General features: G+C 30.1%; 20 protein-coding genes. 6 read left to right on the top strand and 14 right to left on the bottom strand.

Features of this window, described 5'->3' with window-relative positions; translation table 11 throughout:
* The 9 genes from proC to FHK87_RS16315 all read right to left on the bottom strand — a co-directional run bounded on the left by proC (position 1) and on the right by FHK87_RS16315 (position 6,588).
* Complete coding sequence (gene proC / locus FHK87_RS16345) at positions 1 to 807, bottom strand: pyrroline-5-carboxylate reductase (RefSeq protein ID WP_140594837.1); 807 nt, start codon at positions 805 to 807, stop codon at positions 1 to 3.
* A 45-nt stretch (positions 808 to 852) separates the two neighbouring features.
* Positions 853 to 1,044, bottom strand: coding sequence for a hypothetical protein (locus FHK87_RS16340; RefSeq protein WP_140594836.1), 192 nt, complete (start codon positions 1,042 to 1,044; stop codon positions 853 to 855).
* A gap of 122 nt (positions 1,045 to 1,166) precedes the next feature.
* A complete protein-coding gene (locus FHK87_RS26550; RefSeq protein ID WP_262711266.1) occupies positions 1,167 to 1,295 on the bottom strand; it encodes a hypothetical protein in 129 nt (42 codons plus the stop codon).
* A 23-nt stretch (positions 1,296 to 1,318) separates the two neighbouring features.
* Complete coding sequence (locus FHK87_RS16335) at positions 1,319 to 2,182, bottom strand: sigma-70 family RNA polymerase sigma factor (protein WP_140594835.1); 864 nt, start codon at positions 2,180 to 2,182, stop codon at positions 1,319 to 1,321.
* Between the two features lie 157 nt (positions 2,183 to 2,339).
* Complete coding sequence (locus FHK87_RS16330) at positions 2,340 to 2,630, bottom strand: hypothetical protein (RefSeq protein WP_140594834.1); 291 nt, start codon at positions 2,628 to 2,630, stop codon at positions 2,340 to 2,342.
* A gap of 68 nt (positions 2,631 to 2,698) precedes the next feature.
* The gene (locus FHK87_RS26320) at positions 2,699 to 2,854 is read right to left on the bottom strand and encodes a hypothetical protein (RefSeq protein ID WP_226294291.1); all 156 of its coding nucleotides are present in this window, start codon (positions 2,852 to 2,854) and stop codon (positions 2,699 to 2,701) included.
* A gap of 59 nt (positions 2,855 to 2,913) precedes the next feature.
* Positions 2,914 to 3,270, bottom strand: coding sequence for a hypothetical protein (locus FHK87_RS16325; RefSeq protein ID WP_140594833.1), 357 nt, complete (start codon positions 3,268 to 3,270; stop codon positions 2,914 to 2,916).
* A 205-nt stretch (positions 3,271 to 3,475) separates the two neighbouring features.
* The gene (locus FHK87_RS16320) at positions 3,476 to 3,961 is read right to left on the bottom strand and encodes a MarR family winged helix-turn-helix transcriptional regulator (RefSeq protein WP_140594832.1); all 486 of its coding nucleotides are present in this window, start codon (positions 3,959 to 3,961) and stop codon (positions 3,476 to 3,478) included.
* A gap of 1,595 nt (positions 3,962 to 5,556) precedes the next feature.
* Positions 5,557 to 6,588, bottom strand: a complete 1,032-nt coding sequence (locus tag FHK87_RS16315) for a vitamin K epoxide reductase family protein (RefSeq protein WP_140594831.1) — start codon at positions 6,586 to 6,588, stop codon at positions 5,557 to 5,559.
* A 359-nt stretch (positions 6,589 to 6,947) separates the two neighbouring features.
* Here FHK87_RS16315 and FHK87_RS16310 point away from each other — a divergent pair, with 359 nt between their 5' ends.
* Positions 6,948 to 8,297: a pectate lyase family protein gene (locus tag FHK87_RS16310; RefSeq protein ID WP_140594830.1), complete on the top strand. Its 1,350-nt coding sequence runs from the start codon at positions 6,948 to 6,950 to the stop codon at positions 8,295 to 8,297.
* A gap of 527 nt (positions 8,298 to 8,824) precedes the next feature.
* On the opposite strand, the gene FHK87_RS16305 is transcribed toward FHK87_RS16310, so the two are convergent.
* The 5 genes from FHK87_RS16305 to FHK87_RS16285 all read right to left on the bottom strand — a co-directional run bounded on the left by FHK87_RS16305 (position 8,825) and on the right by FHK87_RS16285 (position 14,656).
* The gene (locus FHK87_RS16305; RefSeq protein WP_226294290.1) at positions 8,825 to 10,270 is read right to left on the bottom strand and encodes a CotH kinase family protein; all 1,446 of its coding nucleotides are present in this window, start codon (positions 10,268 to 10,270) and stop codon (positions 8,825 to 8,827) included.
* Between the two features lie 82 nt (positions 10,271 to 10,352).
* Positions 10,353 to 11,087 carry a polyphosphate kinase 2 gene (ppk2, locus tag FHK87_RS16300; RefSeq protein WP_140594828.1) on the bottom strand — a complete coding sequence of 245 codons (735 nt, stop codon included), beginning with the start codon at positions 11,085 to 11,087 and terminating at the stop codon, positions 10,353 to 10,355.
* Positions 11,084 to 12,454 (bottom strand): 30S ribosomal protein S6--L-glutamate ligase, encoded by a 1,371-nt coding sequence (rimK, locus tag FHK87_RS16295; RefSeq protein ID WP_140594827.1) that lies wholly within the window; start codon positions 12,452 to 12,454, stop codon positions 11,084 to 11,086. The genes ppk2 and rimK overlap by 4 nt, the downstream gene beginning before the upstream one ends.
* 95 nt (positions 12,455 to 12,549) lie before the next feature.
* Positions 12,550 to 13,740 (bottom strand): cation:proton antiporter, encoded by a 1,191-nt coding sequence (locus tag FHK87_RS16290; protein WP_140594826.1) that lies wholly within the window; start codon positions 13,738 to 13,740, stop codon positions 12,550 to 12,552.
* A 262-nt stretch (positions 13,741 to 14,002) separates the two neighbouring features.
* Positions 14,003 to 14,656, bottom strand: a complete 654-nt coding sequence (locus FHK87_RS16285) for a Pycsar system effector family protein (protein ID WP_140594825.1) — start codon at positions 14,654 to 14,656, stop codon at positions 14,003 to 14,005.
* Between the two features lie 189 nt (positions 14,657 to 14,845).
* On the opposite strand from FHK87_RS16285, the gene FHK87_RS16280 reads away from it, so the two are divergent.
* From FHK87_RS16280 to tamL, 5 genes are all read left to right on the top strand, one after another.
* Positions 14,846 to 15,685: a universal stress protein gene (locus tag FHK87_RS16280; protein WP_140594824.1), complete on the top strand. Its 840-nt coding sequence runs from the start codon at positions 14,846 to 14,848 to the stop codon at positions 15,683 to 15,685.
* 321 nt (positions 15,686 to 16,006) lie between these two features.
* Positions 16,007 to 16,546: a mechanosensitive ion channel domain-containing protein gene (locus FHK87_RS16275; RefSeq protein WP_140594823.1), complete on the top strand. Its 540-nt coding sequence runs from the start codon at positions 16,007 to 16,009 to the stop codon at positions 16,544 to 16,546.
* 612 nt (positions 16,547 to 17,158) lie between these two features.
* Positions 17,159 to 17,722: a type 1 glutamine amidotransferase domain-containing protein gene (locus FHK87_RS16270; RefSeq protein ID WP_140594822.1), complete on the top strand. Its 564-nt coding sequence runs from the start codon at positions 17,159 to 17,161 to the stop codon at positions 17,720 to 17,722.
* A 159-nt stretch (positions 17,723 to 17,881) separates the two neighbouring features.
* The gene (locus tag FHK87_RS16265) at positions 17,882 to 22,882 is read left to right on the top strand and encodes a translocation/assembly module TamB domain-containing protein (protein ID WP_140594821.1); all 5,001 of its coding nucleotides are present in this window, start codon (positions 17,882 to 17,884) and stop codon (positions 22,880 to 22,882) included.
* Between the two features lie 3 nt (positions 22,883 to 22,885).
* Positions 22,886 to 25,153: a translocation and assembly module lipoprotein TamL gene (tamL, locus tag FHK87_RS16260; RefSeq protein ID WP_140594820.1), complete on the top strand. Its 2,268-nt coding sequence runs from the start codon at positions 22,886 to 22,888 to the stop codon at positions 25,151 to 25,153.
* The last annotated feature ends 148 nt before the right edge of the window (positions 25,154 to 25,301 follow it).

Below are 25,301 nucleotides of genomic sequence, written 5' to 3'. Positions count from 1 at the left end.
TTAATGTTCTTTTCCTAATTCAATTGCTCTGTTAAAGGCTGCAAACGCTGCCTCTTTTATCAATTCATTTATATTATTATCCTCCATAGAATCAAGTGCAGCTTGAGTAGTTCCTCCTTTGGACGCTACTTTCTTCATCCAAGAATTAGGAGATAGATCGGATTGGTTAAATAATTCAACAGCTCCTGTGAATGTTTGACTAACCAAAACTTTTGACTCATTTCTCGTAAATCCCATTTGTTGAGCTGCCTCCATCATACTCTGCATAAAATAAAACACATATGCAGGACCGCTACCAGAAATACCCGTAGAAGCATCTATGAGATTTTCATTACTCACACGAATAGATGTTCCTGTAGTATTTAAAAGATTTTCAATAGTTAGTAATTCTATCTTGGATACTTGCTCTGATGTCACATACGAGGTCAACCCTTCACCAACTTTTGCCGGTAAATTCGGCATTGCCCTAACTATTTTGTCGATAGATAATGCATTTTTAATTGTATCTACGGTAACTCCGGCCATGATCGAAACCACGATTTGATCAGGAATCACTAATGGTCTTATTTTTTCAAATAATTGTTCTGCATGAAAGGGTTTAACAGCAATAAAAATGATGTCTGCTTCAGGAACACATTCGTCTAATTCGCTGTAGGCATCAAAATATGAGATTTGATCCAGTTCCTCTAATTTTTCATCAGACTTATCTAAGACCATAATATTTTTCTTCTTGAGCAGTTTTGATTTAGACATACCTTCAGCATAGGTAAGCCCCATATTACCTACTCCGATAACTAGTATTTTCATAAAAATGGAAAAATTATTTTACTAACAAAATTGATAATAGACAAGTTATACATACAAAATACAATCATCACAATCCTTTACTTCGCCATAATAGGTTTCACGATACTTATACAGTGTTTTTATAGGTAAGCCTAATAAGTATCTTTTAATATAAGTCACTTTAGTAGTTAATTCACCCATTTTTTGACTGTATCGCTTTTCTGTTTTAGTTTTTCTTTTAATTTTTATAATTCTCATTTTTGTTTTATGTATTTATTTTTGGTAGATATTTAAGTAATTAAAAACAAAGTAAACCCTTGTACAGAAACTCATTATATCTCCTTAAAAGCTTATTCTTATATTTTGTTTTTTTACAATTGTTAACGAATTTTAGTAGGCCTTTTGGTGTAGTATTGCTGTTCCTCAATTGCGTTCATTTGCTTTCCATTTAGATATCGCTTGTAATACTTTAGTGTTATATTAATGCATTCTCCTTCTCTTACTTCCATTCTTAGCATTTTGTCCTTCTTGCTTACCCAAGGTAGGTCATTAAAATTTTACTTTTAGAAGAATATCGTAGGCGTTTCACGGCTCTTCCCTTCACCTGACGAACACGTTCTCTAGTAAGGTCAAAAATTTCTGCTATTTCTGATAGGCTTTTTGCATCATATGAACCGATCCCAAAATATGATCGTAGGATATCTGCTTCTTTTGGTGATAATTTTTTTAAAGCTCGCTCAACCTCTGTCTGCAAAGAAACCTTTATCATTAATCTATCTGGCATTGGGGATTCGGTAGCTCTAATGACCTCATAAAGAGTTGAGGTTTCATCTTCTTTTAATGGAGCATCTAATGAAATCGGCCTTCTTGAGTGTTTCAAAGATTGCCTTATCACATTTACCGAAACTCCTAATTCTTGTGCTATTTCTTCTTCACTAGGAGATCGTTGGTAGTTTAGTTCTAAATTTGCATGTGCTTTATTTATTTTACTTATATGATTTATCTTATTTAGAGGAAGTCTTACCAAACGAGATTGCTCTGCAATTGATTTTAATATAGATTGTCGCACCCACCAAACAGCGTATGAAATAAATTTAAATCCTTTGGTCTCATCAAAACGCTGCGCCGCTTTTATCAACCCTAAATTCCCTTCATTAATAAGATCTCCAAGCTTTAATCCTTGGTTTTGATATTGTTTCGCTACCGAAATTACAAACCGTAGATTAGCTGTTACCAACTTATTAAGTGCCATCTGATCTCCCTTTTTGATTCGCTGCGCTAACGCTACTTCTTCTTCCGCAGTAATCATAGGTAATTTATTTACATCCTGTAAATATTTATCTAAAGACTTTGACGCTCTATTTGTTACTTGTTTTGTTATTTTTAATTGTCTCATAAATTTAATTTGCTTTTAGACATAGAAGAAGCACTCGATTGTTTCCATTCGAACACTTTATAAATGATAAGTGGTAATAAACTTAGAGGATTTCGTAGTGAAATTTTGTAGTACTGATAGGTTTCATGTACAAAGCCACTTCTCCAACACAATTTTGCTAGGCAGCTGCTATCAATTTCTTTCTCAAATTCCTGTCGGTGTGATTTTTATCTGTAGCAATGTGTACCAGAATGTTTTCTGGGATATAACCATTCATACCCGTGTTGTTAACAACCTCAGCACCAATAATTTCGTCTTGTTCCTCTGCAACAAAAACTTTTCCACCAAACCCGGGAATTTCTTTTGCTGAATATTCAATAACCCTTCGAATGGACAATTTCGAATCGCCATATCCTCGAGAATATTTAAAAATAAAGTTTGTAACCTTTTCGATATGAAGACGTGTCATGCGATTAAATGCATCATAAGTGATAAAATTCATAGGTGGATACACTACTTCTTTTTTAGGATAAAAATTTAAAGTGCATTATTTGTACACATTACTTCCCAGTAAGCCATATCCGAAAAATCAGAACATTTTCTTTGTATATTTTGTTGTTTCCAATAGTTGATTTCATTTCTTATCTCTTGAGAATCTTGACTTTTCCCCGGTATTCCGTTTTTTGGAGGCATATTTTTTAACATATTTTATTATAATTGTAGCTATTAATTTTGCAGATCGTGTCAGATATTTAAATGGGATGAACTACAGCATTGATATTGTGGCGTCTTACTAGTTTTAAAGTAAAAGCCTTATGACCTTTCGGAGCCAAAAGATGTAGTTTTCCTCTCTTCATAGATGCCATAAAGCTCAGTACTTTCCATTTCACAACAAGATCTTTAGGATTATCTTTTTTTAAAGCCACTTCTGTATAATGCTTAGCCCCTCCATTGGTAATAAAGGAGAGATCGGCTTGTACTACTTCATCAGTAGATTTACTCTTATAGGTTTTGGGGTCTTCATAACCTTCGATTGTAGCTTTTAGAGAAATTGTAGGTTTTCTCTCTGCCCATGCAACAGCCTTTTCCAAGTACTTTTCTTTTTCCATACTTTTATTTTTAGTGAAACAATTTAAAAAACTCTTTTATACAAAAGGTTTTCACAAAGATAACTAAAAATAGTTCTTATAGAAACTATTAGAATGTTGAGCATATAAAATGTACTACCACTATAGTAGTTAATAATTTATTACCGTAGGGTCTATGGGCTATTTGAGAAAAAGAAAAAGTTATGTTAAAACTCTAAATTTAGAATCATTCTTCTTTTACATGAGTAATTTCCTTAATCGTTAATAATGGAGCTGCATCGACATCCTCAACATCCATTATAGTTGTTAATAATTCTATATTTCTATCTAACTCATTAATCTGTTCAGGAGTTAATTTTTTTAACTTTAACGATAATTTTTCTTGTAAGGTTGTTGGTGACTTCTGTAACAAATCCGCACCTTTGGCTGTTAATGTAATATAAGTAGCGCGTTTGTCATTAGGTTCCGGTAAGCGCGCAACAAATCCTTTACTCTCCAGTCTGGTAATAATGCCTGAAACTGTACTGGCATTTAGATTAATGTACGATTTGATATCCTTAGCAAACGCTCGATAATCTTGCTGATCTGATAAATATTGAAGTACTAGAAGCTGAGGAATACTAACTCCTAATTCTTTCTCTATTTTTTTGCTCTCCAGATTAATAGAACGTATAATTTTGCGCAGTTTAACTAAAATCTCAATATACTTCATGGATCAACTCATTTTAATTTCAGGCAATATACTACATATCCTAACAGTAAATCACATGATAAACAAAAAACAAAGTCCTTCACAAAATATAATGCGTTGTCATCAATTTTGCTTCTAGAATTATGATATTGCTTTGCATGAGAAGTAATTTATAATACAAAAAGAATTTCAAAAAAGGAGATTGAAAATTTTAAGCACACAAATACATGCAAAATACACACAAATAGGCAAGTGAAAACTGGAGTTGCTACATTTATTCAAACAGATATTTAAGACAGTTTATATTCAAACAAATGTCTTGGAAAAATTATCCGAATTTCTCTTACAAGTCCACTTGAATATTGCGATCAAAAGGAGATACAAAACCGTTATCTTCACATACTACTGACGAAGTATTGCAAAAACATTATATCGATAAAAAAAATAATAAGTACAGCAGTTAAAAAATTGAGGATATTCGGCGGATAATTTAAGGAAAACCATGCTTTTTAACCATGCTTTTATGATTTAATAACGTATATACAAAGAGAAATTTCCCCTTATAAACTAAAATAACCTCTTGAAAATCAAGAGGTTATTTTTAGTAGCGAGAGCAGGACTCGAACCTGCGACCTTCGGGGTATGAGTCTAAAATAAACCTAAGCTACCCTTCTGTTTATTATAGCTTTATATTTTCATCATCTTACAAATGGCTACAAACGGTTATAAATCGGCACCTTAAAAAGGTACTCCAAAGAAGAGTATCGCATACATTAATCTTTAATTGAAATTATATCTATTATTGGATTATTTTTATGTTAAAAAATATAATCATTGAGTATTGTGGTTAGGGGTCAAATCATATAGTAAACAAATTAATTAAACATTACTGGTATGATCCTGCTCTAATTGAATAGAGGAACACATCTTTTATAGATATATAGTTTTACTAAATAAGCAAATTTATAGGAAAGACCATATATTACTAAATATGAAGAGAACTCTAAATGTGCAATTGTAGTAACCGTGTATTTTTTATAGAACTGTCTAGCATTTTGGATAAAAACAATCTTTTTACTAACTCTCTAAATAGAAATGGATATAGTCATATTCTTTTATCGCAAAAACTGCTTTAAAAATATCATCTTAAAAAAATGATACTTTTTACTTTAGTGAATTGAATTTACCAATAAAATGAATACAATAATATAACTATCAAAAATGTAGAAAAACTAACTTTGCGAAAACTTAACATTAGAGGAGAGAAATTTTCTCTCCTCTCTCTATCGCTAATTTAATTATTGATTAACTACAGGAATACTGTCTACCTTGTATATTACAAATATTTTTACAATTGCTACAAGACCTTGAAGGAAAAGTAAAACTAGAGCCTGAACATCTGCAACTTATAAAGTTTCTATTATTTCCACCTAAAACATTTTTTAGTTGGTCTCTTTCTAGCATTTCGATTTCGTTAAATCTTAATTTATTAAAACTTCTTTTTTTCATTTTAATAGGTTTTAAAAGTGTTTGTTTTTCCTCAAACATTTATAGACACTTGAGGACATATGTCTACTCCTCGCGAGGGAATATCTTCTTTGGATTATTTTAATTTACTAAACCAATATATTTTTTAAATCACTGATTTCATATTCTGCTGGTAATTGGTAACCATTTATAAATATTGTTGGTGTATGTTGTATTTTTTCAAGATCACACCAATCTTTCATGACTTTTAATTTTTTGGTTTGTGTTTTTATCTCATCCTTCAAGGGATGTTTTTTAGCGTACTCTTCATAATCCTTTTCATTTGCTAAATACCAATCGTCTAGAGCTTGATGTAGTAATTTACTATTTTGTTTCTCGGCTAAAGCCATTAAATGTCTGGTAGGTAACGCCTCTTCGTTATCTTTCTCCGGACTAGATGTAAAAATAATTTGTAATTCAATTAACTCTCTTTCTAAAAGTTCTTTTAACACTGGATGAGCTTCTGCACAAGGATTACAATAAGGGTTACATACTTTAACCACAGAGTATTTGGTTTTTTCATTATCAAAGACAAGACCTATATTTTCGGTATTGTATTCGATTTTTTTAGATTCTTTCAAAAGTCCAAAGAACACACTTGTATTATTTTTTAATCTCAAAAAATTTCTTCTATTAAAACGACTATCCTTATCTTTTTGTATTGCAAATTTTATAGTTTTCCAAACAAGTATTGGAAAAAATAGTATTGCAATTAGAGAAGGGATTAAAATGAAATCTATTGCTATCTTATACCAATTTGTATAAAAAACGATACTTACTTCTATAAGCAATATCGCTTGGATTGAAATACATAATCGGCACCATTGTTTCAAAATTAGTCCTTGATATACAAAGAAAAAAAACACAAAGGATATAGAAAATAATGTAAGCCAACTTATCAAAGATAATGAGGAAGTTGAAAAATTGTGAATGAATAAAAAGAGTAAAGTTCCACTAAAATAAGAGAACCCGACCTCACTCCAACTAAGTGTTTCAAATAAAAATTTAGCCTGTTTCGATCCTAATACAGCATTACAATTTATATTCTTATTTCCAGAACAAATCTTTTGTATTACAGGATTATGACTGTCTATTTCATACCACAAAAGAATAATTCCCACACCGACAATTTTTTTACTCTTTTCCTTTATCAAATTAATTTGGAAATAGATTTAAAGAAAGTTTGATTTATGATGAAGTCATCTTGACTTTTTGTTTTTAACCGAAAATGAGATAAGATTTGTACATACAAGGCTCTTTTTGAAGCAAATAGCAGCGATATGGATAAAAAAAATAACCATATATGGGGTGATTTTAGCCTTTTTTAGGAAATAGAAAACGTCAAGATGACTTCAATTTATAAGAATTTCAATCTATTTTAAATTAAACCTTCGCTATTATTTTTAGTCTTAGAGAAGTGTATTATCTAAAATATAATCCTGAAGAAGAGTTTTAATAAATAAAAATCTAAATAAACAAAATGAATAATTTAAAATATTTTTTAGTTGTATTTGTAATGTTTACTTTGCTTCCTAGTAAAAGCTGTTCTAAAACTATGGTAGTAGATGTAAAACCAACTCTATCCAAGAAAGAAAAATTTACGCCCTCGGATTCCACTTCAAATGATATTCCAGAAGAAAGTACATTTTTTAATGGGAATGTATCTATGGATAATCCAATTACTATATCAACACCTATAACAGGTTCAAAAATACAGAATGCAATTGATGTTTTAAACAATAGACCTGAGGGAGGGGTACTTAAAATTCCAAAGGGAACACATACTTTAAATCAAAGTATTTCTTTAAAATCTAATGTGCATATAGAAATCAATAAAGAAGCAGTAATCAAAGTAGCTCAATCTTTTAGAGGGGCAATTTTTACTATTGGAACCAATAATTATCCAAGTGCCGTAAAAAACGTAAAAATTTATTCTTCTGATATCAACAAAAGATATCAAATTAATTATTCAGAGATTGATTCTCCAAACAAAGCTATTTATTTTGTTTCTATTGGTTATGCCAACGGTTTCGAAATTAATGGTGCAGAAATTTTAGATAATGAAACGATGTTTTCTGCTTTTAGAATAGGTCCCAATGGAACTAGAAGGAATACTACTTCATTTAATAGAATTTCTGAAAATGGGATCATTAAAAATTGTCATATCCAAAATGCGGATTATGGTTATGGATTGATTCAACTGGCGGGAGGTAAGAATTTATTGCTCAAAGATATTAGCGGACATGGTGGTGTTACTTTAAGATTAGAAGGATCTGCTAAAGGACTGGTAGAAGCTGGATTCAAAATTGGGATTCAAGAAAATATTTATGCGCAAAATGTGAGTTGTACAAATGGTAATGCAGTATTAATGTTGTCTCCCCATGCCAAAGAACATGGAAAAGTTGTAGTTCGTGATATTACAGCTATTAATTGTGGTATAGGTATACGCATTGATAAAGGGTTTGGACCCAAAAACGGATATTATTCTCCAAAACCTTATATAGGAGGGAAAATCAAAATCCAAGCTTCTGATGTAGATTTTGTCGCTCAGATCAAGAAAAAACACTACAAGTATTATCCAAAGGATTTTAGAGAAAAACATCCTTATCAATCTTTAGCACCACTCAAAAGAACCAAAGGAGATGCAAGGTATGGTAAGGCTATAACACCAATATTTCACGGAGCTAGACTTACAAACAATAATCTAGGAAGAAATGATGAAGGATATTATGATTTTGTTTATGACCCCAGTATGGAAGAAATAATAGGATTCCCTTCTTGTATTCCCAAAATAACCAATCGAGGTAATGCTAATAAAGTTTGTAATTAACAAATAGTACACCTAGCCTCTACAGCGACAATTTTAATTAAACTTTTGATGCTTTCGTGTTATGATGATTGTACGATGTCCTTAATTATATTTTATGGTTCAATTCAACAATTTCTCTTGACAATCAAATAAGGTTTGTTGAATAAACATATGAAACAAAACAATCGTCTTTCAGATACAAAACCATAAAAAGGTGCTTCATTTGGAAATGTGAGTACCTTTAAATCTAGTACAGTTAGAATTCCAAACTTGGTGTTTTGCAAAACATGAAGTATAAAATTCAGAATTATATACTTTATATAGTCCATTTATATTATAGATAAAAACAGTAATAGCATCGAACTTTTTCTTTTTGATAATCTTGAGGGAATTACTGAAGAAAAAGTTTTAGAATTAGTTTATGACGGAATTAAAAAATCAATGAAAAGCTCTTTTTTATTCATTGGAGATAAATAAAAAACAGAATAATTGCAGTTGCTAACAACGTATACAAAGAATAGCACGAGTCGATATATATAATTCATCTCTCATAATGAATTAAAATAAGTATCTAAATATATCAATCTCTTAATAACCCAATTTTTTAAATACTCTAAATGGTCTTTATAAGAAATGTTCGATTCCCAAACTAGATTCTCTCTTTCATAAATCTTATTTTTTTCAAGTCTGTTATAAGTTTGATCAATAGTCTTAAATAATGAATCCTTATTAAATTGGTTATTTCTTAATTCTAACCACCTATTTTTCACTCTGGTCTTATAGTTAGCAGGATTCTCGTTCAATAATCTATCAAATAATCCATTACTTAAAATATCATCAGTTGTTGGAATCCTCTTTCCATCCTGAATTGTTCCTAAAACTCCATCTAAATCCCAAGGCACATTAAAATAAGGAGTGTTTTGGTCATATCGTGCTACAAAAACATTCTTGCCAAGATTGTCTGTTGCCCTAAGTAAATTTATCAATAAAAAATAATCTATGGCATTAGGAATATTAAAATACTCTGCTATCTTTTCATTAAAATCAGAAGCATTAGAGTTCATAACAAAATCTGTAAATTTATATAAATTGTCCCAATAGGCTTTATATTCAATAAAAGGATATTTTATTTGATATCCCCCCCAATGAGGAAAAAGGTTATTAAATTGAGGAAGTTTTTTATAAGCTGGCGCACCTTCATAACTTGTAGCTTTAAACAATTCTCCTTTAACCACTTCATTTTCAAATCTCTTTAATTTTAGGAGATCACGATCTACTTGTTGAGATAATGCATAAAATCCTTTGTATTCAGAATTCAAAAATAACTCTACGAATCTTAGATCTGCTCCACTTTTAGCCTTAGGTTCTTTATTCACATAATGAGATTTATGAATAGACAACCATAATTTTTGACTAAGAAAAGACCTCAATCGCAATGGTTCATTATACAATCCATCAAGAATCCAATCATCGTTTGTACCTAATTTTGGGAGTTTAATTCTGAGTGGATTTTTTTTTGTGGAATCACTCCAAAATTCAAGATCATATGATTTTTTAGGAAATGTTAAAGACAAATTACCTCTCAGTTCTATGCCTGCCAATGTATCTATAATTTTCTTATAACTTGAATATCGAAAACGAGCAGCTTTTTTTGGAATATCTTTTATAGTGTCATCTATACTTATTGATATTATTGGCAGCCTCGAAATATATAATTTATAAACTTCATTATTATTCTGAATAAGATAGCTATTTTTATAAGACAAACTATCAGTTAAAATTGTTTTTTGACATAACTTACTAAATAATACTTGAGTATATTTTTTGTGAGCTCGTTTTGTAGAGTCAGTCACTTTGAAATTCCAAATAATAATTTTATTCTTTTGATCGATCCCAAAACTCTCTTTTCTTGCAATAACTTGAGTGACTTCTTGTCCAAAGACAAAAGAAAAACATATGAATAATAGAAAAGATGTTATATATTGTTTAAGCATCATTAAAATTTTAAGATAAATATTGAAATTAGAAATCTCCTATATCTAAAAGAAAAATTCTAACTTATTACTTTTATTGTCACTATACAATTTTGACTATACTACTATCTGGAATTAGTTTTTCTTTAGTGTTACCTTTTTTATCATATTCTAAATTATGAATGATATATCTCATGGCTTCCTTTCGAGCACGATCCTTATCATTACCATTAATGACAATCCAAGGTGATTTCTTTGTAGAAGTATTATTAAACATCTTTTCTTTATATTCTGTAAACGATGACCATTTGGATTGTGCTTGTACATCAACTCCACTTAATTTCCATTGTTTTAATGGGTTATGGACCCTTTCTTCAAGACGTTTCTTTTGTTCTTCGGAACTTATAGAAAACCAAAACTTAAAAAGATGTAAACCATCATCAATCAGCATATTTTCTAACTGCACTACTTGATTATTGAATAGTTCATGTTGTGCTTCACTACAGAAACCCATTACCGGTTCTACAACGGCTCTATTATACCAGCTTCGATCAAAAAACACAATTTCTCCTGGACCAGGAAGATGCTCTATATAGCGTTGAAAATACCATTGACCATTTTCTTTTTCGGTTGGTTTTGATAATGCAACTACCTTAAACAATCTAGGATTAAGAAATCTTATAAATCTCATAATAGCCCCTCCTTTACCGGCAGTATCTCTGCCTTCAAATAAGATCATGATTCGCTGATTAGTTTCTTTAATATATTGCTGTAACCATACTAGTTCTGTTTGCAAGTTTATATATTCTTGATCTTGTTCAGAATTCAATAGTTTCATACCTGAAATTTTAACTTTTTTTCGATAGACTCAATCATAATATTTGCAATATCTAGCCCCGTAGCATTTTCTATACCTTCTAAACCGGGAGAAGAATTGACTTCGAGTAACAATGGACCTTTATTAGATCTTATGATATCTACTCCAGCAACTGGAAGGTCTAAAATCTTAGCTGCTTTAATTGCAAGTTTCCGTTCTTCGGTAGTAATTTTAATCTTAGAAGCAGATCCTCCCTGATGAATATTTGCTCGAAATTCACCTTTCACTGCTTGTCTTTGCATTGATGCGACTACTTTACCGTTTACTACAAAACAACGAATATCTTGTCCATTAGCTTCTTTAATAAATTCTTGTACTAAAATATTAGTTTGCACACTTTTAAAGGCATTAATAACACTTTCTGCTGCCTTATTAGTTTCTGCTAACACTACTCCTTTACCTTGCGTACTCTCTAATAATTTAATAATTAAAGGTGCTCCATTGACCATTTTAATTAGATCTTTAGTGTCCAAAGGAGATTTTGCAAATCCTGTAATAGGAATTTGTATCTCATGTTTTGCAAATAATTGTGTTGCTAATAGCTTATCTCTAGATTGTGTAATCGCTTCGGCACTATTTAAACAATATGCCCCCATAGAATCAAATTGCCGAATCAAAGCACAGGCATAAAAAGTTACAGACGGTTTAATTCTCGGGATAATTGCATCAAACGCATCAATAATATTACCTCCTCGGTATCTTATTTCAGGGCGTGTAGCATCCAATTTCATATAAGATTGTTCTACATTCAAGAAGACCATTTCATGACCCCTGGCAATACCAGACTCAATAATTCGTTTATTACTATATAATTCTGGGTTACTTGCTAAAAGAGCAATCTTCAGCCCCGTTTTTTCCCTTATAAAAGATTTATATTTCTTAGTGATTTGCTCGCTGGTAAAATCTGTTTGAATAAAGGCTACTGATGGATTAACCATGTAACGGTCAATTAATGCTTCGCGACCTAAAAGCATTCTAAATTCCATCGTATCTCGATTCGCAAGGGTCATTTCTATATCAAAAGTATCCTCTCCAACGGTAACTGGTGTTTTGACCACATAACGTTGTTCTGAAATTCCCGAAGAGCTTTTTACAATTCTTTTGTCAAATATTTTAGTTTCACAAGTAATTGTGATACTACGATTTTCTTGTATAGGATTTACCTCAAAACGTGCCCATTCTTCTGTACCTTTAGTAATCAATTGGATATTATTAGCTTGTATAGAAGAGGTTTTTGCGCCAGAGTCTATTCTAGCTTTTATAGCAGGAATACCAAATTCTTCAAATATGCACCATTCTTCGCTTCCTATTACTTTTATATCTTTCACTTTAGAGTTTTTTTTATTTTAATGGTTATTCTATGTTAATGATTTTCCTAAGACTACTTAAATAAAAAAATTATACAATGTTATAGAAAATAATCTTAGGATAAATCAGTATTATTTTTTTGCTTAAAACCAGTTAATTTTTCGGTTAAAGTAATCCAAAATGGACTAATAACTAGGGTTAATGAGATTAGACTTATTGTAAAATTATAACCAAAAGCCTCGATAATACCTAAACCAAAAGCGGTAGAACTTAATAGAAAACTTAATTCTCCAATTTGTGCCAGTAATGCTCCACCAAGCAATGCCTCTTTCCAATTACATGAAAAAACTTTAAGAATTAAAGAATTCAATAAATGATTGGTTATATAAACTACAAAAATTGTTGTCATTATAGACCAAAGATTGTTATAAATAAAGGTAAGATCAATCTGTAATCCTACACTTATAAAAAAGAAAGAAACAAAGAGTACTCGAAATGAGTGTAAAGTATCATGTATCCAATCTGCCTCTTTTGCTGCATTGATAATTATTCCTCCAACAAAAGCTCCTAGCGCCGCTGATAAGCCAAAAATTAATGTTGTTAATGCCCCTCCAAAACAAAGAAATATTGCCATAAAAACTTGTAGCTCGTGATCTCTTTCAATTCTTTTAGAAAAAGGAAGACTTATAGCTCCTTTAATATAAATATAAATGAGTATCCCAATTATTAATATTGCTCCAATACTCATTAAAATTATGTGTTCAAGCGATTCGGATTTTCCTCCTAATTGAGAAATAATAATAAGTAAAGGTACTAATGCTACATCTTGAGCCAAAAGAATACTTAAAACATTTTTACCAATTTTAGTTTCAATTATTTTTTTGTCTTGCAGTAATTTTATGACTATTGCAGAACTACTTAGGGCAATAACAAATCCTATTACTACAGATCTGGCAAAACTCCAATCAAAATAATATCCTATTAAAAGTATCAAAGCCACACTTAACCCTATTTGGGATAGTGTTCCGATAACTGCCAATTTCCAACGTTTTAAAAAATCAACAATATTTATTTCCATACCGATAAAGAACAAAAGTAAGATTACTCCTAGTTCTCCGAGTAAATGAATTGATTCTGCATCTTTAACAACATTCAAACCATATTCCCCAAGAATAACTCCTACAAGAATATAACCTACAATATAGGTTTGATTTAGCTTTTTGAGCACAATACTAATTCCTATGACTAATAGAGCGAGAACTGCCACCAGAATAATAACAGGATCTAAAGAAGAAACTAAAAACATAGACGATTGATTATTATTTTAAATTGATTAAAGTACTACGTTTTACTTCTTTGTATTAGGTTCTAAACCCTTACTAATTAGCATTATATTTTTCATGATAGTTTTTTGTTTTTCTAAAGCTAATTCAAAATTTCATATCACGAATCATGATATCTAAAAATCATAAACTTATATTCTATTTCTTTTCAAGATTAATAAATAAGGGCTTTCCTTTTTTTAAAAATTTAATACTTAAGAAAGATCTATCTATTAAAATAAAAAACTATTTAATTCCTAAATCATCTCCATAAATAACTCTAAAAAGAAATGCCATTAGAAATGAAATTAAAATTCCTATTAACAATACATAAAGTGCGCTTCTAAGATATTTTCTTTTTTTTTCTAATAAAATACCTAATTGATAGATATCTTGTAGCAATGATCTATTTATAAAATTAATATTATCGCTCATCTCCATCATAGTATTTTCATAAATCTTGGCTGTCATATTTATATAATTTCCATAATACAATGGGTTTCCTTCATTATCTCTAATTTTTTCAACAGTTAAGTTTTTATTCGTTTTCTCTGGCATCATCGCTAACATTGCATAAATTATTGAAATCAAAACGGCAACTCCTGAAACAAACAACAATATAAATTTTAAATCTAACATATCATTGTTAACAATTATTTTACCAATAATAAAAGATAAAATTAAAGCGTTCATTGAGAGTAATATTCTTGCTTTTCTATCCACCATTTGATTCAACGTATAGTGATTTCTACTAGTTGTCGATAACATTTTAGTAAATTCTTTTGTATTTGCTTCTTGTTTTTTAATCAATTGTTTCTGAAATTTCTTATCATCAATGACCTGATTGCTATCAGAATACTGTAAGGGTTCTTCTATTTTTATAGGTTCTTTATCTTTCATTAGAATTATTAAATTAATTGTTTGAAGATATCTATTTTAATATTAAAAAATCAATTTAAAATAGTTGATTCGTTCATTTTAGAAAATAACTTATTCAAATTAAAAAAAGTTACTTAATAATTTTTAAGGTATTATTTCATTATTTTTAATTATTCGAAATAAAAGTCTTACCTATAAGTCAAAAAAAACATGAAACGAGTTTTAATTCCTACTGATTTTTCAGATAATTCTTTTAATGCTCTTCAATATGCAAAAGTATTATTCAATAATGAAGAGTGTACATTTTTCTTACTCAATGTTTATTTGAGTAATCCATCAAATTTACTGAATGAAAATTATAGCGATTCTATGCTAACAGAAATGGCAAATGAATCTGAAATAGAATTAAAAAAATTAGCGAAGAAAGTAAATAAAGAAAATAACAATGTTGAGCATTATTATGAGACAGTATCTAAAGCCAATACACTAGTAAAAACTATTAACTCTACAATTGCATCTAAAAAGATAGAATATGTTATAATGGGTACTAAAGGTGCGAAAGGAGCTAAAGAGATTTTTCTTGGTAGTAACGCAGTAAAAGTTATCAATGCTGTAGATAATTGTCCAATTATTGTAGTACCAAAAGATTATTCTGTAACAAAACCTTCTTTGATTACTTTTTCTACAAATTTTAAAAGAGCCTTTTTTAACGAAGAATTAGAACCATTAATTGAGATTGCAATAGCTAATAATGCGAAAATAAATATTGCCAGAATTATGCAGGAGGAATTTCTCACAGATATCCAAAAAGAGAATAGAAAAATGTTAAAGAAACTATTAAAAAATATAGATTATATTTTTTGTAAAATTGATGTCGAAACTTCGGAGACTAACGCTCTTAAAGATTTTGCCAAAAACACTGAAAGTGATTTAATAACTTTAATACATCATAAGTATAATTTCTTGCAAAGACTAGTAAAAGAGGATGTCGTAGATAAGATAAGTTTTAATAGTGCTGTTCCTCTTTTGATACTACCTAAATTAAACTAAAATGAATGTTTTCCTAAAACAATAATTATATAAGTTACTTTCAAATTTAAAGTAAATCGAGTAGCACTATTTACAAAAATTTAGCGACTATTGATCTTTATATACAACATCATTTTAATCGCTTTAAAGTTTCTCCAAGTCTAATTTATAATATCAATTTTATTCATTTGCGATCTTTGATTTTCTTGTTTAAAATATGAATTAATATTTAATTTCAATTATAAATTTAGTAAAACAGACACTTCTTTTAAAGACATAATCTTCCTAAAACATTTTACTATATTTTAATATTAAGATACTTTTGTTTTTAAAAATAAACTTATGTTAATCTATAAACAAGAAGTATTTTTTAGTATCATTCTGATAGCGATAATGTTTTTTATAACTCTTATCATAAAAAGAGCAATAAAAAAGTTTAGCTTTGTCAAATCAATTGAAATCAACCGTAGAAAAGTCATTTTTAATACTAGCTATCTTGTTATTTATATAATAACTGGTTCTATATTGGCTTTGATCTGGGGTGTTGACCTAAAACAATTCACAGTATTTATCTCTTCTATATTAGCTGTTTTAGGTGTTGGTTTTTTTGCAAATTGGTCAATATTATCTAACATTACTGCTAGTGTGATACTTTTCTTTAGCCATCCCATTAGAATTGGTGATAGGATAAAAATTATTGATAAAGATTATAATTGGATAGGAGAAGTAAGAGATATTACAGGTTTTTACTTCTTTATGATTACTGATAGTGGCGAAAAAATTTACTTCCCTACCTCTATGGTTATCCAAAAAGGAATTCAAATTTTAGATAAGGATGAAATAATTATAACAAAAGATGATTCCGCTAAAATTTCAGACTAAAACTGGATTTCAACAAAAAAACAGATAAGTTTTTAAAAATTAGATTATGCTTTTAATTTTTATTCACATTTGTTGCTCTTAATATCATTATTAAAATTTGCACCTACTAAATGTCATTTAAAATAGTAATTCTTCTAAGTGAGATTTACATTTATACAACGGGTTACGCAGAAAATAAAATTAATTATTCTTTCACTTATTTTTTGAATGACTATGTGCTAACTACAAAATAGAGTCAAAATATTATCTCATAAATTGACCTAATAAAAGATTGAGAAATCCAAAATTATTTTATAAGTAATAAGTATAAACAATCAATTTAATACATAAGAAAAGAATCTATCATAACAAGTCTAATTTTCTTAATTCATATAATCTAAGAAGTATATTATCTCTCAAAAGCAATTCATAAAGTAGGGTTTTCTTAATTTTTATTCATCAATCTAAAATCTAACTTAAGATATTGTTAAGCTTTGATTGATATATCATCAGAGCAAAGCAAACTAGCTTTTCAGCACACCTCTACTATTATCTTGAGCTACTTTTATGACACTAAAGACAAGGATATGTCCTTGACTTTTTACCAACTGTCTAATCTAAAAAAAATATATCATGAAACTGAAAGATAAAAAAATTGCAATTTTGGCAACTGATGGGTTTGAAAAATCAGAATTATTTCAACCATATGAAGCATTGAAAAACGAAAATGCAGAAGTACATATTATTTCTATTAAAGAAGGAGAAATTAAAAGTTGGAACGATGGCAACTGGGAAGAAACAATAACTGTTGATCATCTGGTAACAGATATTAATGAGTCTGACTATCATGCCTTAGTACTCCCTGGTGGTGTTATCAATCCAGATTTACTACGTGTTAATGAAGATGTATTATCATTCATAAGGGATTTCTTTGAAAGTGGAAAACCTGTAGCTGCTATTTGCCATGCTCCGTGGTTACTGGTGAGCGCAAAAGTTATTGAAAATAGAAAAGTTACATCTTATAAAAGTATTAAAGATGATATCAAAAATGCAGGAGCTAACTGGGTAGATCAGGAAGTTGTAGTAGACAATGGGTTAGTCACTAGTAGAAAACCTGATGATTTACCTTCTTTTGTAGATAAGATAATTGAAGAAGTAAAAGAAGGAAAACACAAAAATCAAGTTGTAAACGCTTAAAACATAAAGGAGTTTCAGTGCGATTTAAAGACGCTAAATCCTGATCATTAAAATATGATTGGGATTTAGTTGTTTATTTAATAATTAGTAAAATATTCGAATCGTTCTCACACCTATAATGTATTTTAGCAAGTTATAAAGTTAATAGCAAAACAATTAATGAATAAGGGAAGTATATCAAACATAAAAAGAAAATGGATCAAAAGACTACTTATAATTTTGGGTAGCCTTTTGCTACTTTTTGTATGCTCGATTTTATTCATTCGAAGTCGTTGGGGACAGGAAATCATTGTCAATCATACTATTAACTATTTAAGAGAGACAACCAAAACCGATATTGATATCAAACAATTGTATATAACTTTTGACGGTAATATATATCTCGAAGGTTTGTATATAGAGGATCAAGCAAAAGACACGCTGTTATATTCGAATACTTTGGAAGCTTCTGTAGCAATCATACCTTTGATTAAAGGAGAGTCATTCCATCTAAAATCTTTAAACTGGTCAGGGGCCAAGGCTAATATTTATAGAAAAAATATAACTAAAAACTATAATTTTCAATTTTTAATCGATGCTTTCGCCAATGAAGATAGTACTATTGCGACAAAAGAAAATAGTACGTTTCAAATACAATTGGGAGATTTTGATCTGTCTAATATTCAGGTTCGTTTTAAAGATGAAATTGCAGGTATTGACACTTCTATTTTTCTGGGAAACCTAGAAACACAAGTTGAGACTTTCAATCTTGAAGAAATGTATTTTGAGATTGACAAACTATCCTTAGCAAATGTAGATGTCCAATATGATCAAAATAAACCTTCTATTTCTGAAAAACAGACTGAAGAAGGTATTTTGCCAAAAATTAGAATAAATGCTGTTGAGTTTGAAAATTTGAAAACAACATATACTATACCTGAAGATCAGTTATTCTCTAAGATTTATATCAAAGACATGACTGTCGCTTCACCAAATTTTAATCCAGAAACACAAAAAGTTTCTTTAGAAAGTTTTGTTTTAAAAGATTCTAAAGTAGATTTCAAAAACCTAAAAGAAAATCTGAAAGACACTGATACTGTTCTCAAAAATAAATCTGCTAATTTACAATGGCCGGATTGGAAAGTGACTTCTGGCGATCTCCAGATCATTAATTCAGATTTTCGAATACAATTATCCAAAACCACACCCAAAATAAATGAATTTGATCCTAATCATATTCAACTAAACGATATTACCCTACGGATTAATAAAGCTCTCCTTGATGAAGAGCAAGCCATATTGCATCTTGACCGATGTACTTTTAAAGAACGTAGTGGGATTAACCTTTACCAATTTCAAACAGATTTAAAAGCAACAAGACAAAGCTTTTTAGTAAAAGATTTACACGTTAAAATTAACGATAGTAAGCTTTCAGGAAGAGCAAAAGCATCTTTTAACAACATCCAAAGCCTTTTAGATACTCCAAAAAACACTAATATATCACTAGAAGTTCCAGATATTAAATTATCAGCAGAGGACATACTTTATTTTCAATCTTCACTTCGAGAAAATCAATATCTACAATCAATATCGAAAAAAGATATTACAGGTCAATTATTCCTAACAGGAACGTTGGATGATTTTACTGTAAAAAAAACTGACATTCATTGGGGTAACAATACAAAATTAGCAATTGAAGGTAAAGTACAGAACATATTAAACATAAATTCTACAAATATTAGTCTTCAGACAATATATGCACAAACAAAACGAAATGATTTAATTAATTTCATAGATGAAAAAGACTTATCTATTTCTCTTCCAGACTCTATAACTATCTCTGGAAAAGCTAAGGGTTTCTTAACTGATATAAAAGGAAATATTGAGCTTACTTCTTCTTTTGGGGATATTCAACTTAACGGTAGTTACCAAAATACAAACCAAATTGTATTTGATACAGAATTAAATGTAGACAATTTACTTCTTAACAAACTTCTTAAAAACAATAAATTAGGAAAAGTCAGTTTTATTGCAAAAGCTGAGGGAAATAGTACTTCTATAAAAACTTTGAATGCTACATTTATTACAGATATTAAAAAATTAGAGTTCAACGGTTATGATTTTTCGTCTTTGACACTAGACGGTAAACTCAACAATGGAGCAGGAAGAATAAAAGGAAACTATAAAGATGATAACTTAAATCTAAAGCTGAATTCTGAGATAGAGCTAGATTCTGTTTCTCCAAAATTTGATATCTCAATGCAAGTCATAGGAGCAGATCTTAATAGTTTAGGAATAACCAAGAAAATTATCAAAACACAGTTTGATCTTGAGACAACATTTCAAGGAAATACAGAAACCTTTGATTTTGACGCTACAATTGATAATGCCACAGTAGTTCATGTTCAAGAACCTTATTCAATTGATCCAATTCGGTTTATTAGTCATTCCGATAGTACAAGCACCAGATTTAAAATAGATAGTAGTTTTTTAAAAGGTGATTTTAGTACCAATTCTAAACTAAACTCTGCTCTTATTGCAATACAGAATCAGTTGAAACAGTATATCTCTGAAGAAGAAGTTTCTGAAAACAAGACAGATTCTATTGTAGTAGATGCCAATTTCACATTTCAGGGTGTTCCTGTATTGAGTGAAGTTTTTATCCCAGAACTCAAGGATTCAGACACGTTGTTTTTAAAAGCAATGTTTGACTCTTCTAAACAAAAGCTATTCGCAAGCCTTCGTGCTCCACTGATAACGTATCAAGACGGAAAAATAGATAGTCTTTTATTACGTTTTGATGGAAATCATACTAAGCTCGATTTTACCCTAGATTGGAATTCTATCCAATTCGCCCCCTTAATGATCAATAAAACTAAAATCAACGGAAAGGTAAAAGACAAAAAGTTATATCTCAATTTTGATTGTTTCGATACTAACGGATCAATTGCCCAAATTCAATCAGAGTTAAATTTCCAAAAAGACTCTATATATATCCATATCAATCCAGAATCTTTATTGTTAGATCGAACTCCTTGGAGTATTAAAAAAAGTAATCAAATTATTCTTTCTAGCGATGATATATATTTTGATGATTTTGAAATCCGTAAGAATAAGCAAGCTATCGTTATTAGATCGGATAAACCTGAAATACAAAAAAAGCATGTTCATTTTGATTTTACTTCTTTTGATCTCGCAAGCCTTACTAGTTTTTTAAATCCTGAAGAAATTTTGGCGAATGGTTTGGTAAATGGATTCATTACAATTGAAGATCCCCTACAAAACATCGGAGTATCTGCAAATTTGAAAATAAATCAACTTTCGATAGCCAATACCTCACTTGGAGATTTAATGCTAGAAGCATCCAATAAAGGAGGTAGTACTTATAATCTGAATATAGGGGTTAAGGGCAAAAATCTAGATATGAGCATCAAAGGTTCTTACTTAGCCCAAAAAGAAGGTTCCAATGTAGATATGAGTTTGAATCTAGATCGATTAGAGATGACGTTAATTGAAGAATTTACAAAAAGTTCCATATCAAACCTATCTGGAAATTTGTCTGGAAATGCTAGAATTCAAGGAACACTTAATAATCCCGATTACAAAGGAACATTTCATTTCAACAAAGCCGCTTTTTTGGTCAATATGTTGAATACTACTTTTTTCTTGCCTGAAGAAAGTATACGCTTTGATAATCAAGGAATCTATTTAGATCAATTTACTATTAGAGATCCGGAGAAGCATACTTTTATAGTAGATGGAAGTATCAATACCGAAGAATTTACAAATCCTGCTTTTAATCTTACTGTTAGAGCTGATAATTTCACCCTAATTAATGCTAATCAAGAAAATAATGAACTTTTCTATGGTACAGTAAATGCCAGTACTAATTTAACAGTTGCAGGAGACTTAAAAATTCCAAAAATCAAAGGCAACCTAAAAGTTAGTGAAAACTCAAATTTTACATTGGTTATCCCTGAGTCGGAATTAGAAATTAAAGAACGTGAAGGAGTAGTATTATTCGTAAATAGAGAAAATCCAAATACCATTCTTACAAGAGTAGAAGAGAATCAATCACAAATCGCAAAGATTAAAGGTTTTGATATTGAAACTGACTTATCTGTAGGTAAAGGTTCTTTATTTAAAATCGTGATTGATAAGCGAACTAGAGATTACATACAAGTAAGAGGAATCGGAGATTTTGTATTTGGAATGGAACCTAATGGAAGAATTCAACTCTCTGGACGTTATGATATAACAGATGGGCAATATAAAGTTAGTTTATATAATTTAGTCAAAAGAGAGTTTAATATAGCCCCTAATAGTTTTATTAAATGGAATGGTGATCCTTTAGATGCGGAGATGGATATTAAAGCTATTTATAAAGTAGAAACAAACCCTTCACCGATAATGATCTCTAATAATACCAACCAATATAGCAGAGATTTAGATTTTTTAGTCTTCCTAAATGTAGAAGGTGAACTTTTAGAACCTGAGATATCATTTGCTATGGATCTTCCAGAAGACCAACAAGCCTTTTCTGGAGGAGATATTTATGGCAGGGTTCAACAGTTAAACAAACAAGAATCTGAACTTAACAAGCAAGTATTTTCTCTATTGGTTTTTAATAGATTCTCAGCCTTATCAGGGAGTAACGGAAGTAACGGTGGTCCTGCTTCTATTGCAAGAGATAATGTTAATAAAGTGTTGTCTAGTCAATTAAACAATTTCTCTGATAAATTGATTGGCAAAACTGGACTAGAGCTCGATTTTGAACTAGATAGTTATAATACAAACACTACAGATGGAACTACAACACAAACTGATTTAGAAATTAATGCACAAAAAAAACTCTTTAATGATCGATTGATCGTAAGAGTTGGAAGTTCTGTTAACGTTGAAGGCACAAATCAAGCCGATGAAGGAACAACACCCGTTATTGGTAATGTTAGCCTACAATATTTGATAGATGAAAATGGAAAGTATCGTCTGGTTGCTTTTAGAAAAAATGAGTTTGAAAGCGTTATCGATGGCCAATTAATTGTTACAGGTATTGGTTTTATTTTTAACAAAGAGTTCAACAAATTCCGAGAATTATGGAGTGATACTGCTAAAGAAATTGAGAGCCAAACTAAAAAGCCAATGATCAAAAAAAAGAAAACTACAAAAAACAAAAACTAAATTTTGAAGACTTTTTATTTCTATATACAAATTATTCTATTTAGTATCCTATTAGGAGCTTGTAGTGTAGAGAAATACATTCCTGAAGGAGAAAAATTATACACAGGAGCAACACTAGATCTGCAAACATCAGATACCATCAAAAATCTTAATAGGATTGAAACAGAGTTAGAAACATTGTTGCAACCAAAACCTAATACAAAGATTTTAGGAATTCGCCTAGGACTATGGTCACATTACAAAGCACAGAAAGAAAAGCCAGGATTTTTATCTAAATTTCTAAATAAAAAATTAGGAGAAGAGCCTGTTTATCTTTCGGAGATCGATATTTCTAAAACTATAGAACTCATAGATAATCGATTGAAAAATAGAGGTTTTTTTGAAAATACCATTACTTCTGAAATTACACGAAAGGATAATAAAGGGAATATTAAATATAATATTGATACAAAAAAACCATATCGTATAGAAACTTATCAATTGGATACATTGCCATCTCCTATACAAGAAGAAATCAAGAAAACAATGTCTAATACTTTACTGGAAAAAGGCGATCGATTTGATTTGGCATTGCTAAAACGAGAACGAGAGCGGATTGATATACTACTTAAAAAGAAGGGATATTATAATTTCAACGCAGACTTTATGATCTTTGAAGCAGATACAAATCAATATGCCAGTAAAAGATTTGACCTATTTCTACGATTAAAGAAAGACATACCAAGAAAATCAATAGTTCCATATACAATTCATGATATCAAAGTATACCCAAATTATACCGGAAAGTTTGACCAAAAAAAGAAAGATACTGTAGTAATAAATGAAATTCAATTTATACAAGAGGGAACATTCTTCAAACCCAAAAGATTATCTCCTTATATCTTATTTGAAGAAGGACAATTATATAACCCCGAAATTTCTAAAAGAACCAGCAAAAGGCTTTCTTCTATTGGAGCCTATAAATTTATTAATGTTCAGTTTGATGCACTAGATAGTATTAATGATGGAATCACTCCGAAAAAACTAGGAGCCAAAATTTTCTTGTCTCCGTTAGCAAAACGATCTTTACGACTAGAATTACAGGCGGTAAGCAAATCAAACAATTTTGCAGGCCCTACTTTGCAAGCAAGATATAGCAATCGAAATGTATTCAAAGGAGCAGAAACATTAAATGTTACAACAACTTTAGGTTATGAAACACAAATTGGAGGTAAAAACAATCAAGGATTAAGTAGTATACAATTAGGAGGAGGTATAGATCTTATATTTCCAAGGCTTTTGTCTCCCATCAAAATAAATCGTCCATTTAAATATGCTATTCCCAGTACTAAAATAGGTGTACAAGCAGAGCTTTTGAATCGTAGTCAACTCTATAACTTAACTTCTTTTTCTACCACTTTTGGATATGAGTGGAATGCCAATCGTTTTGTATTTCATGGATTGACCCCTATCAACATTAATTACACAAACTTATCGAATACCACACCAGAATTCGAAACTATCTTGGAAGAAAATGAATTTTTAAGAAGTAGCTTTGATCAACAATTTATTGCTGGACTTACCTACACCTTTATTTATAATGAGATAAACGAAAGCTCTATTAAGAATCAATTTTTCACCAAAATTAATTTTGATATTGCCGGAAATCTCGTAGACCTTATAGCCCGTAATTCTTCAGATAATAATCAAGAACCAAATACATTTCTAGGATTACAATATGCCCAGTATGCCAAAATCGATGCGGATTTTAGATATTACTTTAGTTTTGGTAATGAGCATAAACTCGTAAGTCGTTTGTTTGCCGGAATCGGTAAACCTTATGGAAATTCTAATACACTTCCGTTTATAAAGCAATTTTTTTCTGGTGGACCCTATAGTGTTCGAGCATTTAGAATCCGTTCTTTAGGACCGGGAACGTATACTCCTCCCAATGATGACATCGGGGATTTTTTTGATAGAGCTGGTGATATCCGCTTAGAAGCTAATCTGGAATATAGATTTCCTTTGTTCCCTTATGTTTACGGGGCTATTTTTGCGGATGCAGGAAACGTCTGGTTATTAGATCAAAATCCTGATCTTCCGGGAGGTGAATTTTCTTCCAATTTTATTAATGAACTCGGAATCGGTTCAGGAATTGGAATTAGAGTCGATATTCAAAATTTTGTAATTCGTTTTGACCTTGCTGCTCCATTATTAGATCCTTCTGAAACCTCAAAGGATTTTGATTTTGAAAACCCTATCCTGAATTTTGCGATTGGTTACCCTTTTTAGTAAATGCCCCTACTCCTATTTTAATACAGAAATTTAAAAAACCTATTGGTAATTTGAAGAAAATAATAAATGTAAAATATGTTGCTTAATAACTTTTTAGCAAAATTCACATGAATATAATACATATATATAATTACATACCAAAAAG

The sequence above is a fragment of the Aquimarina algicola genome (assembly GCF_006443095.1).
Lineage (GTDB): Bacteria > Bacteroidota > Bacteroidia > Flavobacteriales > Flavobacteriaceae > Aquimarina > Aquimarina algicola.
Note: the sequence above shows the minus strand (reverse complement) of the source record. Positions and strands in the feature narration are given on the sequence as shown.